The 13456-nt window shown below is 64.4% G+C and carries 10 protein-coding genes; all 10 read right to left on the bottom strand.

Annotated elements, in window-relative coordinates:
* Positions 1–66 precede the first annotated feature (66 nt).
* Entirely contained in the window at positions 67–1422 is a 1356-nt protein-coding gene (gene gudD, locus ACFPN5_RS12290) for a glucarate dehydratase (protein ID WP_379783912.1), read from the bottom strand.
* 394 nt (positions 1423–1816) lie between these two features.
* The gene (locus ACFPN5_RS12285; RefSeq protein WP_379783582.1) at positions 1817–4480 is read right to left on the bottom strand and encodes a glycoside hydrolase family 2 TIM barrel-domain containing protein; all 2664 of its coding nucleotides are present in this window, start codon (positions 4478–4480) and stop codon (positions 1817–1819) included.
* A gap of 39 nt (positions 4481–4519) precedes the next feature.
* Complete coding sequence (locus tag ACFPN5_RS12280; RefSeq protein WP_379783580.1) at positions 4520–5446, bottom strand: sugar phosphate isomerase/epimerase family protein; 927 nt, start codon at positions 5444–5446, stop codon at positions 4520–4522.
* Between the two features lie 26 nt (positions 5447–5472).
* Complete coding sequence (locus tag ACFPN5_RS12275) at positions 5473–7686, bottom strand: glycoside hydrolase family 3 protein (RefSeq protein ID WP_379783578.1); 2214 nt, start codon at positions 7684–7686, stop codon at positions 5473–5475.
* Positions 7687–7910: 224 nt separating this feature from the next.
* Positions 7911–8906 (bottom strand): fumarylacetoacetate hydrolase family protein, encoded by a 996-nt coding sequence (locus ACFPN5_RS12270; protein WP_379783576.1) that lies wholly within the window; start codon positions 8904–8906, stop codon positions 7911–7913.
* 10 nt (positions 8907–8916) lie between these two features.
* On the bottom strand, positions 8917–9729 hold the full coding sequence (locus ACFPN5_RS12265) for a cyclase family protein (protein WP_379783574.1): 813 nt from the start codon (positions 9727–9729) through the stop codon (positions 8917–8919).
* 10 nt (positions 9730–9739) lie between these two features.
* Positions 9740–10870, bottom strand: coding sequence for an FAD-dependent oxidoreductase (locus ACFPN5_RS12260; protein ID WP_379783572.1), 1131 nt, complete (start codon positions 10868–10870; stop codon positions 9740–9742).
* The gene (locus ACFPN5_RS12255; RefSeq protein ID WP_379783570.1) at positions 10854–11249 is read right to left on the bottom strand and encodes a Rieske (2Fe-2S) protein; all 396 of its coding nucleotides are present in this window, start codon (positions 11247–11249) and stop codon (positions 10854–10856) included. Before ACFPN5_RS12255 ends, ACFPN5_RS12260 begins: the two co-directional genes overlap by 17 nt.
* Positions 11236–12192, bottom strand: a complete 957-nt coding sequence (locus tag ACFPN5_RS12250) for a VOC family protein (RefSeq protein WP_379783568.1) — start codon at positions 12190–12192, stop codon at positions 11236–11238. The genes ACFPN5_RS12255 and ACFPN5_RS12250 overlap by 14 nt, the downstream gene beginning before the upstream one ends.
* Positions 12193–12223: 31 nt before the next feature.
* Positions 12224–13384, bottom strand: a complete 1161-nt coding sequence (locus ACFPN5_RS12245; RefSeq protein ID WP_379783566.1) for an alpha/beta hydrolase family protein — start codon at positions 13382–13384, stop codon at positions 12224–12226.
* Between the last annotated feature and the right edge of the window lie 72 nt (positions 13385–13456).

Genomic DNA, 13456 nt, shown 5'->3' with positions numbered 1-13456 from the left:
TGTTGACTCCTCCAAGGCGCTGCTGTTTGAATAGTTTTACTGGTGTAGGCGTGGTGGCGCGGCGTGTCAGCGCACCAGGCAAGGGCGTTTGGGATCGAAGGTCCACCCCGGGATCAAGTACTGCATGGCGACGGCGTCGTTGCGCGCGCCCAAGCCCATGTTGAGATAGGCCTGGTGCGCGGCCTCGACTGCATCCATGTCGAGCGTGACGCCCAGGCCGGGCGCCGCAGGTACATCGACCTTGCCGTCCCGGATCTGCAGCGGGTTACGGGTCAGGTACTGGCCGTCCTGCCAGATCCAATGCGTATCGATCGCAGTGATCTTGCCGGGCGCCGCCGCGGCCACATGGGTAAACATGGCCAGCGATACATCAAAGTGATTATTCGAATGCGAGCCCCAGGTTAGTCCCCACTCGTGGCACAGCTGTGCTACGCGCACCGAACCTTGCATGGTCCAGAAATGCGGATCGGCGAGCGGGATGTCGACCGACTGCAGCTGCACTGCATGCCCCAGTTCGCGCCAGTCGGTGGCGATCATGTTGGTGGCGGTCCGCAGGCCGGTGGTACGGCGGAATTCGGCCATCACCTCGCGGCCCGAGTAGCCGTTCTCTGCCCCGCACGGGTCTTCCGCATAGGCCAGCACCTGATGCTGGTCACGACACAGGCGGATGGCGTCTTTCAGCAACCAGCCCCCGTTCGGGTCGAGGGTCACGCGGGCCTCGGGGAAACGCTCGGCCAGCGCGGTCACGGCCGTGATTTCCTCTTCGCCGCGCAGCACACCGCCTTTCAGCTTGAAGTCGCGGAAGCCGTAGCGCTCGTACGCCGCTTCCGCCAGTCGCACGACCGCTTCGGGCGTCATGGCAGCTTCGTGGCGCAGGCGCAGCCAGGCGTCGCTGTTGTCGGCATCGCTAGCGTAGGGAAGATCGGTGGCGCCGCGGTCGCCGATGTAGAACAGGTAGCCCAGCATCTCCACCTGTTCGCGCTGCTGCCCATCGCCCAGCAGCGCGCATACGGGCAGCCCGAGGAATTGGCCGAGCAGGTCGAGCAAGGCGGCTTCGAGCGCCGTCACTGCGTGGATCGCCACGCGCAGGTCGAAGGTCTGGTTGCCGCGTCCGCCTGCATCGCGGTCGGCAAAAGCGGCGCGCGCCTTGTTCAGGATTGCATTGACATTGCCGACGGCCTGGCCGACGACGAGTGTAGATGCATCTTCGAGAGTCTGGCGGATGGCTTCGCCGCCGGGGACTTCGCCGACGCCGGTATTGCCCGCGCTGTCGGTGAGGATGACCAGGTTGCGGGTGAAATAAGGACCGTGGGCGCCGGAAAGGTTCAGCAGCATACTGTCGCGGCCGGCTACCGGAACAACCCGCATGTCACGGACGACAGGCGACGTGCCGCGGGAAATTTGGTTGGAGGATATTGACATCATATTCTTTCGGTACCGGTACCATTACCGGATAAGGCAATCGTAGTTGCTGAAGAAGAGCTATGTCCAATCGAGAATTCAGATGCACTGGATTGAGGAATCAGATAGGTGAACGCCCTCTTTCGGTGCATGTCGAATGGCGCTCGGCCAGCGCTTGTTGACCGCGCAGGACCGTGCTTCCGTCTGGCGGCTGCACGGGCGCCTCGCTGACCAACACATTGGTAGCGCTATCCGGTGCGCCACGTGACGCAAGCAAACCGGGGATATGTTCGGGAAGTGGCCGGGCCGGGACGCCGGCATCTGCAATTGGCTGGACCTCGGGCACAGCAGTGGATGCGGCGAAGCACCCACCCGAAGGAGCCGTCGCCGCCGGCGCGCTCCTCCCGGCTACATGTCAGCGTGGATCGATGCTGAACGAGGACAGGATCGCCACGCCAGTTTTGGGAATGAATTCGATCATCGCCTTCCCATCGTTCACGCGCAACGGAACAGTACGTTCAAGTGCCTTCATGCTGCCGGCCTGGCCTGCAATGTCCAGGTCGGCCAGAGCGACGCTGCCCTGCACCCGGACGTCGAACACCCGCTTGCCTGCGGTCTGGCTCTCCACAGGCTCGACAAAGCGCAGCGTCAAGTTGTATTCTCCGTTGGGAAGCGGCAGCGCGTAACTGAAGCGGCCGGTCCGGTAAGCGAGGTACATGGCCTGGTCGGCAGCGCCGGCGACCACTTTCGGCGGCGGCGGGGTGCCGCGTGCCGGCGGGTTCAGCAGTTGCCCTTCGCCGCCGTTGAAGAAATTGTCTGAACCGTAGAGTCCGGCACTCGTTTGCATCACCCCTAGCTGCCCTGCCAGGACGCGATACGTGCCCGGACCATCGGCCCGTCGCCATACCGCACGGTCCCGCAGGGTCTTGCCTTTTACCGAGGCGCTGACAAGCATGTCGTTGTCGCCCTTTGCCAGCACGACGTTGCGCCAGAGGCAGATCCGTTCGACGCAGTCCACGCTGCCCAGGTCGCGCCCGTTGACGGACAGGCTCGCCTTCGGCGCATTGGTGTAGGCCTTGACGTCCGCGACCGGACTGGCGCGTTCCGTGTAACGGTGGCCTGCGAGGTAGATCATCGGCTCAGGATTCCAGTGCGCCTTGTAGAAATAAAAGGACTCTTTTTTCACTTTCCGGTCAAAACTGACGATGCCCTTGTCATTGGTATCGACGAGGTCGCCTTCCATGCGAATCGCGGTACCGAAATCGAACATGTTCCACAGCCAGCTCCCCCACAGGTAAGGCTTGTCGCGCAGCTGGGGCCAGGTATGTTCGTGGATATACGACTGGAAGCCCTCCGGGTGAGGCCGGCCACCGGCCACGATCGGGCCGCCGAGGGGATTGTCGGTGTGCTGGGACAGCGCGCCGCCAGCGCCATACTCGGTCACACTCATGGCCTTGTTCGGGTAGAACGCATGCATCTCGTCGAGATACGCGCTGAGGCCGGAAACGGTCGAATAGTACCAGCCAAAGTAGACATTGACCCCGTATACGTCCACCGCTTCTGGCGGCGAATCGAGTCCCGGCCCCTTCGATGTCGGCATCAGGGAGCCCGGCAGGTTCCCGCAGCAGCTGGCCAGCACCGGCGCCCGCGACGGATCTTCCGCCCGGGCCAATGCCGCCAGGCGTTTGAGCAGGGGCACGGTCAGCGGTTTGGGCCGCATCCACACGTTGCCGAGATTTGGTTCATTCGCGATCGACCAGACGGCGATCGACGGGTGGTTGAAGTTCTGGCGTATCAGCTCGCGCAGGTGCTGTTCCGCATTGGCGATGAAACCCGGGGTCGCGGTCGGCTCGCCGTAGGGGGCCGACAACAGTACCAGCGGCACTTCCGCCCAGACCACAAGACCCATCCGGTCCGCCAGGTCATATCCAGCCTTGGGGTGCTGGTAATGTGCCAGCCGCACCGTATTGGCGCCGATTTCCTTGATGATGGCGTAGTCCCGTTCCAGCTCGGCATCCGTCGCAGCCCAGCCGTTCGCCCCGGTTTCCTGGTGCCGGTTGACACCCCGCAGCGCCAACGGCTTGCCGTTCAAGAAGAAGCCCTTGTCCGGGTCGAATCGCATCGTGCGGATGCCGAAGTTCTGCGACACCGTGTCCACCGTGCGTGCACCGGATAACAGGTCTACGCGCAGCGTGTACAGGTAGGGATCGGCGACGCCGTTCCACAGGCGGGGCTTTGCTACTTCGAGGCTGCTCTTGACTTCCTGCAGCGACGAAACCGCCATGTCGAGGGGCTGCGTGCTGGACGCAACCGCCCTGCCCCTGGCATCCAGGAGCGAGGTGCGAACCTGGACTGCCTGCGTGGCACCGGCGTTGTGACGCACTTTGGCGGTGACCTCCACGCGCGCGCGCCCAGCCTCCACGGACACAGTACGGGCGTACACCCCCGGCCCGCCGTGGTCGCCCAGCTCGATGTGGACGGGAGCCGTGGTGATCAGCGACACCTTGCGGTACAGTCCGCCGTACATGAACCAGTCTCCCCCCATCGGCAGCGTTTCGGCAGTGGCGGCGCCCTTCGTGTCCGGAGCCGTATTATCGGTACGCACCACCAGCAGATTATCGCCAGTGCGAAGGGCATCAGTGACGTCGAACCGGAAACCCGATACGCCACCGTGATGGCGGCCCAGGTGCACGCCGTTGAGCCATACGTCGCTGACGATACTGGCGCCATCGAACTGCAGCCAAGAACGACGCGGCTTTGCTGCCGCGGCGCCGGCAGTGAAGCTGAGGCGGTACCAGCCTTTACCCCGCTTGTCGTTCGCATCGGCGGCCTTGGTGGAATGTCCGCCGATCCGGTTCCAGGTGTGCGGGAGATTAACGACCTGCCAGTTGCTGCCATCGGACTTCTCGGTATGTTCGTCCCCGAAAGCGAAGCGCCAGCCCTGCATCAGGGGCGTTTCGGTCCGTCCGCTCGGAACAGGGGCGGGCGCCGCCGCCGGGGCCGCGTGCACGCCTGCGCCAAACAGCGTGATTGCAGCCAACAATACGGCGACCCGGTGAAAGAAGGGTTGAAAAATCATTGAGTTTCCTTAGTAATGAAGTCCTGCCAGCGGAATACCTCAGGCATTTCCGAGAATCCGCTTCAGGTAGTGCATACTGCTGGTGATGCTGGCCATGGGGTCGGCCGGGAAATCGTGTTCGACGTAGTAATGCCGCATGCCGGCTATTGCCGCATGCGCAAAGATGGGTCGAAAATCGATCATGCCCTGCCCCAGCGGCGTCGGCAGCATGCGCTTGGCGTCCATGTCTTTGACATGCCAGAGACCAAAGCGCCCCGGATACCGCTTGAACAAGGCAACAGGATCGACCCCGGCCTTGACCGCCCAGCCGATGTCCAGTTCCATCGTCAGGTGCTCCGGACTAGTGCCTTTCAAGAGCAATTCGTAGGGGGTCGTATCTCCCAACGGTTTGAACTCCGCCTCGTGATTGTGCAGTGAGAGCATCAGCCCGGCCTTCCTACAAGCCTCCCCGGCGCGGTTCAGCATCTCGATCGAGGCATGGACTTCCGCAAGGGTGTCGGTGGGTACACCGGCGCACACCAGGTAGCGTGGACCGCCATCGGCAATGTAATCGATGATTTCATGCAGGTTGTCACGGAGATTCAGCGACTTCCGATAGACCACCGGTTTGCCGCTGGCGTCAAGACGCGGCGCTGCCTTAGGGTCGACCTTGCGTGGCCCGCCAGGGACGTGATGCGACGACCACGTCATGCCGAGTTCATTCACGAGGGCCGCGAAGGCCCTGGGCGTCATGCCGTAGATTCCCCCTTGCTTGCTGTACGAGGACTGCAGGTCGCGATAGCCGATCTGTGCGACCTGCCGCAAGGTACCCGTCACATCGGCGTCAAGCACGTCGAACAGCGTGAAAAGCTGAAGTCCATAGGCGGGGGTCAAGGCCTTGGGCGCCTGTGCGAACGCTGGCCCCGCCAGCGCGCCCAGCACCCCTTGGCCTGCCGCCACACCGAGAAACTGCCTTCTGTTGATCATCCCTGTCTCCCTGGCAGATCGATGGTTTAGTAGCTCAGGCCGAAGCCATAGGGGAACAGCGTGTCCGCAGCCGAATAACCCGGCACATCCGACTGCTTGTTGACGATCGCCTCGAGCTTGTTCGCCAGTGCGAACGGAAGTTTGCCCTGGGGCTTGAACTTGCCGCTGACGACTTCCAGCAATGCCACGTCTGTCACGCCGAAGGTGCCCAGCACGGCGCCCGCATTTTTCAGGCCACTGGCTTCATCGAGCACATAGGGCTGGCGGAAGTAGATGGCGAGGACCGTGCGCTCGGCGCCGACTTCGCGCATCACGGCCTGGATATCCGCCAGCGACGGCGATATCTGCCAAGATTCGGAGGCGGCCATGGTCGTGAACGACAGCTTGTCGGCCTCCCACGGGAAGGAGCCACCGAACAGCATGCCGAGATCGTCGACGCACTTCGCGTTCTGCCCGGGGTGGCTGATGCACGGGTCCTCCGCGCCCCAGGCTTTCCTGGTCCGCGGGTTGAGCTTGGAAGCATCGGCTCCCATTTGCTTCGTGCGGTAAGCAAGCGTGACCTTCATCGGATTGGTCACCTGGACCCGGATGATTGCCGCGTCGTGTCCCGCCGCGCTCGGACGCGATCCCGGGGCGGTATAGTTTCCGTCGGTAGCCCGGTAGCCGTAACGCTCGACGTCGGCCTTGCCCATCCCCATGGTGTACACCCGTTTGCCCGCCGCCAGCGGCAACAGCCCCGCCGTGCCCTGCGTGCTGTTCTGCAGCAGCACGACCGACTGCTTCTGCGCCAGCAGTCCCGCGGCGCGATGCGCGGCGCTGCCGACTACGCCATCGACCTGGCCTGCGTCCACGTAGGGATTCTCGAACAGGCCGAGTTTGAACTGCGCCAACAACAGGCGGCGCGCTGCTTCGTCCACCCGCTCCTGTTGCACCAGGCCGCGCGCCACCAGCTCGAGGACGACCTTGTTCTCGTTAAATCCGGACAGGACATCGACGCCCGCATTCACCGACGCCGCCGCCCGCTCGGGCACCGTCTTGCCCTCCAGTCCCCAGGCGCGTTCGTTGATGATGCCCGTGTCGGAGTTGACGTAGCCCTTGAAGCCGAGCCTGTCGCGCAGCAGGTCGTTCACAATCTGCTTGCTGAAGGCGAATCCGAGCTGGTCGTAGGTAACGCCTTCGTAGGTCACGTTGATCGGCACGCCATAGTAGGGCATGATTGCCTCCAGCCCGGCATCGATGGCAGCCTTGAAGGGCTTGAGGTGATAACCGAAGTTCCCGCCCGGGTAGACCTGCCTCTTTCCGAATGAGTAATGCGGATCGAGTCCCTGCTCCTGCGGACCGCCGCCCGGGAAGTGTTTCATGGTCAGCGCGACCGACGAAGCCGGATTCAGGGGGCCGCCCTGCAGCCCGCCTACCAGTGCACGCATGATGTCGGCATTCAGGTCGGAATTTTCCGTGAATGCCTCGGAAATCCTGTACCAGCGCGGTTCGGTCGCCAGGTCGGCCATGTAGCCGTAGACGCCACGCAGGCCGAGCGCACGGAACTCGGCCCCCATCACTTTGGTAAGCGAGCGGATGGGCGACATGTCACCGGTGCCCAATGCCGCCGCGGCCAGCCCCGCCTCGCGCGGGAATTCGGTGAACGCGCCTGCACCGCCGGAAATGCCGAAGCGCGGGTCGTTGTTGTAGTGGTTGCGCGGATTGTCCTTGAACAGCGCCGGGATGCCAAGCGGCTCGGCTTCGGCCAGGGCCTGCACGCCGTTCTGGAATTCCGCGAACTGGCGCGGCGTCACGGTGAAGCCGGCGCGGCTCTCTTTAACGCTGCCGTCGCAGGCATCCGGCCTGGGGCCGGCGACGTTGCGCAAGATGAAGCGCGTCATCTTCTGCTTCTGGACATAGTCGGCGGCCTTGGTGCCCGCCAGCCCGCCGGCGCAGCCCGCGTTCAGGGTATCGATCAGCATCATGCCGGCCTTCTGTTCGCGCGTCATGCGCGGGAGCAGGTCGGCAACGCGCTGATCCGCACCGAGGCGCCAGTCCTCGTATGCGTCGAGCCGGCCGTTCCCGTTGGCGTCGCGGAAACGGTAACCATCCACGTCCAGGATCGCCTTGCTGCGTACCCCGATGACCGGCTGTCCGGATTGACTGGGCGTGCCTGGCGCGGCGCAGCCACTCAGGACCGGCACAGCAAGACAAAACACGGCCCACGCAAGGGGGCGCGCGCGCAAACGGACTACTTCCATGTGATCTCCTCCGCAGGCATGCGCCTGTCTGTTATTGTCGGGCCATCATACTGTAGCCGACCACGGTACCGCTACCATTCCCACCCGGGGAAATCCTATGCGCAGGACAACGATGTGTCCAATCGATAATTCGAATGCGTAGGATTGCAGAATCAGATAGGTTGGCGTACTGCCCCGGCATGCCCTGTGGCGCGCCGGGGCGGCAATGGGAAAAAGGCAGGCTGTCAGGCGGCTTCTACGGCGCTGTCCTGCACGACACACTGGTCGATCGCGCCGAATGGCGCCTCCCCGGCCGGCGTGCGGGCGCACATGCGGACCCGGTCGCCGAAGCGCATGAAGGACGTAACTGGCGCGCCCTGCTCCAGGATCTCGATCACGCGCCGCTCCGTGATGCAAGCCGAGCCCCGGTGGCCGCCGGCGTTCGATACCGTGCCGGTGCCAATGATGGTCCCGGCGCCAAGCTTGCGGGTGCGCGCCGCATGGGCCAGCAGCTCGCCGAAGCTGTAATGCATCTCGCCCCCGTTTGGGTAGCCGAAACGTTCTTCGTTCCAGGTCACTTCCAGGTCAAGCTGCACGCGGCCATCGCGCCACCCTTCGCCCAGTTCATCCGGTGTCACGGCGACGGGGGCGAAGCTGGTCGAAGGCTTGGCCTGCAGGAAGCCGAAACCGCTGCGCATCTCGCGTGCGGCGAGGCTGCGCAGGCTCCAGTCGTTCAGCTGGACTACCAGGCGGATGGCGCGCTCGGCGACTTCAGGGGGTGCCCCCATGGCGACCTGCCCGGTCACGACACCGAACTCGCCCTCGAAATCGATGCCGAGCGCTTCGTCCGGCATCGGAACAGGATCGCAGGGTCCGAGGAAATCGTCCGACGCGCCCTGGTACATCACGGGGATAGTGTCGAAGTCCGGAATCGGCGCGGTATTGAAGGCCCGTTCCATCAGCTGGCCATGGTTGAGGAAGGCCGAGGCGTCGCACCACTGGAAGGTGCGCGGCAGCGGCGCCATGCAGCGCGCCGGATCGAAGGGCATCGCATTCGCTTTGCGTCCCGCGTTGAGCGCATCGGACAGGCGCTCCAGTTCAGGGGCGATCATGTCCCAGTCCTGCAGCGCTTGCAGCAGGTTCGGCGCCAGGCCGCTGGCATCGAGCGCCCAGGCAAGATCGCGCGACACGACCATCAGGCAACCATCGGGGTGGCCGTTGCGGTAAGTGGCAAATTTCATGGCATCTCTTTCAGTTGCGCGGCAGCGCCAGCAGCGCGTCGTCGATGATCGCCACCGCCCGCGTCCAGCCGGCCGAGCCGCGGCGCACCTTGTGCGGGAAGCAGCTGATGAAGAAGCCGTGGCCCGGCAGTGCTTCCAGGTTGTGCAGCTTCTCGAGGTGGCAGTAGCCGATGTCACGGCCGGCCTTGTGGCCTTCCCAGATCAGCGACGTGTCGCCCGTTTCCGCAATCTTCTTCGCGGTGTACGAGAACGGCGCGTCCCAGCTCCAGGCGTCGGTGCCTGTCAGCCGCACCCCGCGCTCGAGCAGGTACATGGTGGCTTCATAGCCCATGCCGCAACCGGCCTCGACGAAATCGGTATGGCCGTAGCGGCTGCCGGCACGGGTGTTGACCACGACGATGTCGAGTGGCTGCAGCTCGTGGCCGATGCGTTTCAGTTCGGTTTCAACGTCCTGCGCCGTGGCAACGTACCCATCGGGGAAATGGCGGAAGTCCAGCTTCACGCCGGGCTGGAAGCACCACTCGAGGGGCACCTCGTCGATCGTGATCGAGGCCTTCTTCTCGCCGTTTTTCGCATCCATCGTCGAATGGAAGTGGTACGGGGCGTCCAGGTGGGTGCCGCTGTGGGTGGTCATCGTCACCCATTCGGCGGCGGCAGCTTCGCCATCCGGATAATCGTCAGGCGTAGTGCCCGGGATCATGGCCATGAACCCCGGTAAGGTTTCGGCATGCTGCTGGTAGGTGATCTTCGGCGCCAGCGGCGGCGGATCGGACAGCACATCGTTCTCGAGGAAGATCGACAGGTCGATGAATTGGCGGGTCATATTGGTTCCTTCAGATCGGGCCGGCGAGCGCCATCAAGGTCTCGCGCATGATTTTTCCGTGTTCTTCCTTGTCGCCGCCGGCGATTTCGATCTCGCCCAGCCTGCCCGAGTTTTCCACCACCATGCGGCAGCGCTCCCAGCGCCGCTCCTGGTAGCTCGCCAGTGCCTCGGCAACGGTGACTCCCTTGCCCACCTCTTCGGCCAGCACGATCGCGTCCTCGATCCCGATGCAGGCGCCGGCGGCCATATGCGGCGTCGTCGCATGCACGCTGTCGCCTACCAGCACCACGCGTCCCTGGTACCACGGACGTGGCATCAACAGGCTTTCCAGCGGGCGGTAGATGATTTGCGAGCCCTCGTCGAGCTGCTGCGCGACCTGTTGCATCATCGGCGCAGGGAAGCCTGCCAGCAGGCCCTTGAGCTTTGCCAGGAAGTCCGCCGGTGCGACGTAGGTATTTTCGGCACGGTCCTCTGTCACGAACAGGTACATTTCGTCGCGCGACACCGGATTCAGGCCGGTCTTGACCTTCTGGCCGACCCACATCATGGTGCCCGTGACTGCCTCGGGCCGCGGCAGCACCGCGCGCCACACGCCCTGGCCGGTATACCTCGGCTTCGGTGCATCCGGGAACACCGTTTCCCGCACTTTGGAATACAGTCCGTCGGCGCCGATCACCAGGTCGTAGCGCCCGCAGCTGCCGTCGCTGAATGTCACGTCGACGCCGTCCGAATCCTGCTCGATGTGGGTGAAGGTGCAGCCCAGCCGTACCGTCGCACCTGCCGCCCGGGTCGCTTCGGCCAGGATGCGTGCCAGCACCGGACGCATGATCCCGCCATTGCCCGGCACGTCAGGCCCGGCGAGGCGCGGCGTCGGCAACGTGGCAACCTTGACGCCGGTCGGGATGAAAATCTCGACATTGTCCGTCGCCGCGCCCTGGGCGATGAATGCGTCGAGCACGCCGAGCCGCCGGAATGCGCGCAAGGTGGCTCCGCCAAGGCTGATGCCGGCCCCGTACGATCGCCAGTCCGGGTCCACCTCGACCACTTCGACGTCGACACCCTGGCGGCGCAGTTCGATTGCCGCCGCCATGCCGGAGAAGCCCCCTCCGATAATGAGTATCTTGTTAGCCTTGGATGTCATGCCCTGTCTCCTCTCCGCTTGTGCGGCGAATGTAAATGTGTTGTTCCGTCGAGATGAAGATATCCACGCGCTGCAGCGACTGCCCAAGGCAGGGTCCGAGCGTGCATTTGCCGCTCGCGATGTCGAACTGGGCGCCATGTGCTGCGCACACAATGCGGTTGCGGTCCGCGTTCAGATATTCGTTCTTGCGCCACGCCATGGGCGTGCCGCCGTGGTGGGGACAGGCGTCGCGCCAGCCATAGACATCGCCGCCGTGGCGCACCAGCAGCACCGTGTCGCGCCCTTCCCCCCATGGGTCGAAGCCGCGGGAATGACCTTCGGCCAGTTCCTCACTACGGCACAGGAATGCCGCCACGGTTTCGTTCTTAATGGCGCTCACCGGCGCCTCCCGCGCCCGGAGGGGGGCCGCCCGGCGCCCACTTGTCGCGCTGCTCGAACAGGAACAGCTGCGATGCGTCGGCGTCCATCGGAATGGCGCGCGCGGTCCAGGCATCGTCGTGGATGTCCATGTCGGCGTCGTACTCGACGTGGCAGCCAAGCGGGCTGTTGAAATACCAGAACCAGTTCGAGCCCATCTTGTGACGGCCGGGGCCCCAGAACGACTGGTAGCCCTTGTTGACGAAGCGTGTTCCCGCCTGCATCACCTCGGTCGGGCCGCCCATGTGGAAGGCGAAGTGCTCGCACCCCTTCATGAAAGGCGGAGTCTGGATCACGAACAGCGCGTGGTGGTCGGCGTTGCCGGCCGGCCTCAGGAAAGGGCCGGCGCCGAGCAGCCGGTCGGTGCAGAAAAAGCCCAGGCGCTTATAGAAGGCCTCGGCCTTGGCCGTATCGGGGACGAAATACACCACGTGCGACAGCGTGCGCGGCAGCGCCAGCGCCTCCTCATCCACGCCCACCACATTGGCTGGGCGCCCGGCAGGCGCCCCGGGTGCGTTGATCGCCTCGGCGGGCAGGTCGAGCGGACGGCGCACGCTGACCTGGAAGCCCAGCACGAAGCCCATGTCGTCGATCGATTCGATGCTGCCGTCCGGCAGGCGCCGGACGTCGCGGTCACGTCCGAGTTCCGCGGCGATTGCATCCAGGGTGCCTTCGTCGGCTACGCCGTACACGGTCTTGCGCAGCATGCTGGCGGTACCCATGCCGGGCGGCAGCGCCGGGTCGTCCTTGTGGGCGATCACGATGCCCGTGCCATCCAGCGCCTCGAAGCGCCCTCCCCGGCTGTCGACGTCGACGGGCCTCAAGCCGTAATCGGTCAGGTATTGCGCGCAGGCGGCAACGTCGTCGACGCCGAACAGCAGTGCGTCTGGTCCAATGATATTCATGCGATGTCCTTTAATGATGAAATGGTGCGGTTCACGAGGCAGTGCGTCCGCCCAGGGTCTCGGCGACCCAGTCGGCGATCCACGCGCCTGCGTTCGCGGAGTTATCGAAGCTGGAATGCTGGACGCCACCTTCGCGCTCGGTAAAGACCTTCAGCTCGCGCTTCGGGCTGTTGACGAGCTGTTCGTAGGTGCGCTCGGCCCAGTGCAGCGGAATCTGCGAGTCTTTCTGGCCATGGGTGACCAGGAAGGGCACACGGATGCGGTCGAGCACGCCGTCCAGATGGACGTTCTCGGCGATGCGCATGAAGTCTTCCTGGTCCTTCGCGCCCCAGACCCAGCGCACGTGCTCCCAGTAATGCGGCACCGGGAAGCTGCCTTCCTTCGCCAGGCGCTTCTTCTGGACGTCGCGCCAGTCGTGGTTGGCGCCCCAGACCACGCCGCAGGCGAAGCGCGGCTCGAAGGCGACAGCGCGCGGGCAGTAGTAGCCGCCCAGCGACACCCCTTCCAGCCCGATGCGTTTTGCATCGACGTCGGCGCGGGTCTCGAGCCAGTCGACCACCTTGCTGGCCCAGCGCTCGCTGTCGAACACCGCAGGCATGCCGTGCAGCCGCAGCGCTTCGCCGGTACCCGGCTGGTCAATGACGAGCGACGACACGCCGCGCCTGGCCAGCCATTGCGGCAGGCCGACGCGGTATTTCATTTCCTTGGTTGAATCGAGGCCATTGACCTGGACCAGGATCGGCGCCGGACCGTCCACGCCATCGGCGCGCACGTACAGGCCCGAGATATGGGCATCGCCATAGGGGATCTCGATCCGCTCGCAGTTTTCGCCAGCCAGTTTGATGCCGCGGTTGAAGGTATCGATGACGCGTTTGTAGAGCTCGAAGCGGCCCGGCGCGCCATGTGCCTGCAGGCGTTCGGCGGTCAGGTAGTAAGTCGCGGCACGGCCATATTTGTCGCCGGCCGAAATCAGGCGGCCACGCGACTCGTCCTCTTCTGCCAGCCCACACAGCTTGTCGGCCATTTGCGACCAGGTCTCGCGAAACGCGCGGGTCCCGGCGGCGTCCGGCTGCTTCGCCGCTTCCTGCAAAGGCGCGCACATTTCCTCGATTTCGCCGATACGCGCGCCCATCTCGATGGCCAGGTCGACCGAGAGGTTCCAGACGTAGTTGGTAGGGAAGTATTTGAACATTGGTACTCGAATAGGCTCGTCAATGAAGTGATGTTCCCGGCACTGGCCAGCGCCGGGATGGCTCACTGTAGG

Source organism: Massilia niabensis, assembly GCF_042655085.1.
GTDB lineage: Bacteria > Pseudomonadota > Gammaproteobacteria > Burkholderiales > Burkholderiaceae_D > Telluria > Telluria niabensis.
This window is presented reverse-complemented; position numbering and strand designations above follow the sequence as displayed.

Excerpts from the sequence above, each read along its gene's own strand:
- ACFPN5_RS12270 (WP_379783576.1), bottom strand. The coding sequence starts at position 8,906 with ATGAAATTTGCCACTTACCGCAACGGCCACCCCGATGGTTGCCTGATG.
- ACFPN5_RS12250 (WP_379783568.1), bottom strand. The coding sequence starts at position 12,192 with ATGAATATCATTGGACCAGACGCACTGCTGTTCGGCGTCGACGACGTT.
- ACFPN5_RS12260 (WP_379783572.1), bottom strand. The coding sequence starts at position 10,870 with ATGACATCCAAGGCTAACAAGATACTCATTATCGGAGGGGGCTTCTCC.
- ACFPN5_RS12280 (WP_379783580.1), bottom strand. The coding sequence starts at position 5,446 with ATGATCAACAGAAGGCAGTTTCTCGGTGTGGCGGCAGGCCAAGGGGTG.
- gudD (WP_379783912.1), bottom strand. The coding sequence starts at position 1,422 with ATGTCAATATCCTCCAACCAAATTTCCCGCGGCACGTCGCCTGTCGTC.
- ACFPN5_RS12285 (WP_379783582.1), bottom strand. The coding sequence starts at position 4,480 with ATGATTTTTCAACCCTTCTTTCACCGGGTCGCCGTATTGTTGGCTGCA.
- ACFPN5_RS12265 (WP_379783574.1), bottom strand. The coding sequence starts at position 9,729 with ATGACCCGCCAATTCATCGACCTGTCGATCTTCCTCGAGAACGATGTG.
- ACFPN5_RS12245 (WP_379783566.1), bottom strand. The coding sequence starts at position 13,384 with ATGTTCAAATACTTCCCTACCAACTACGTCTGGAACCTCTCGGTCGAC.
- ACFPN5_RS12275 (WP_379783578.1), bottom strand. The coding sequence starts at position 7,686 with ATGGAAGTAGTCCGTTTGCGCGCGCGCCCCCTTGCGTGGGCCGTGTTT.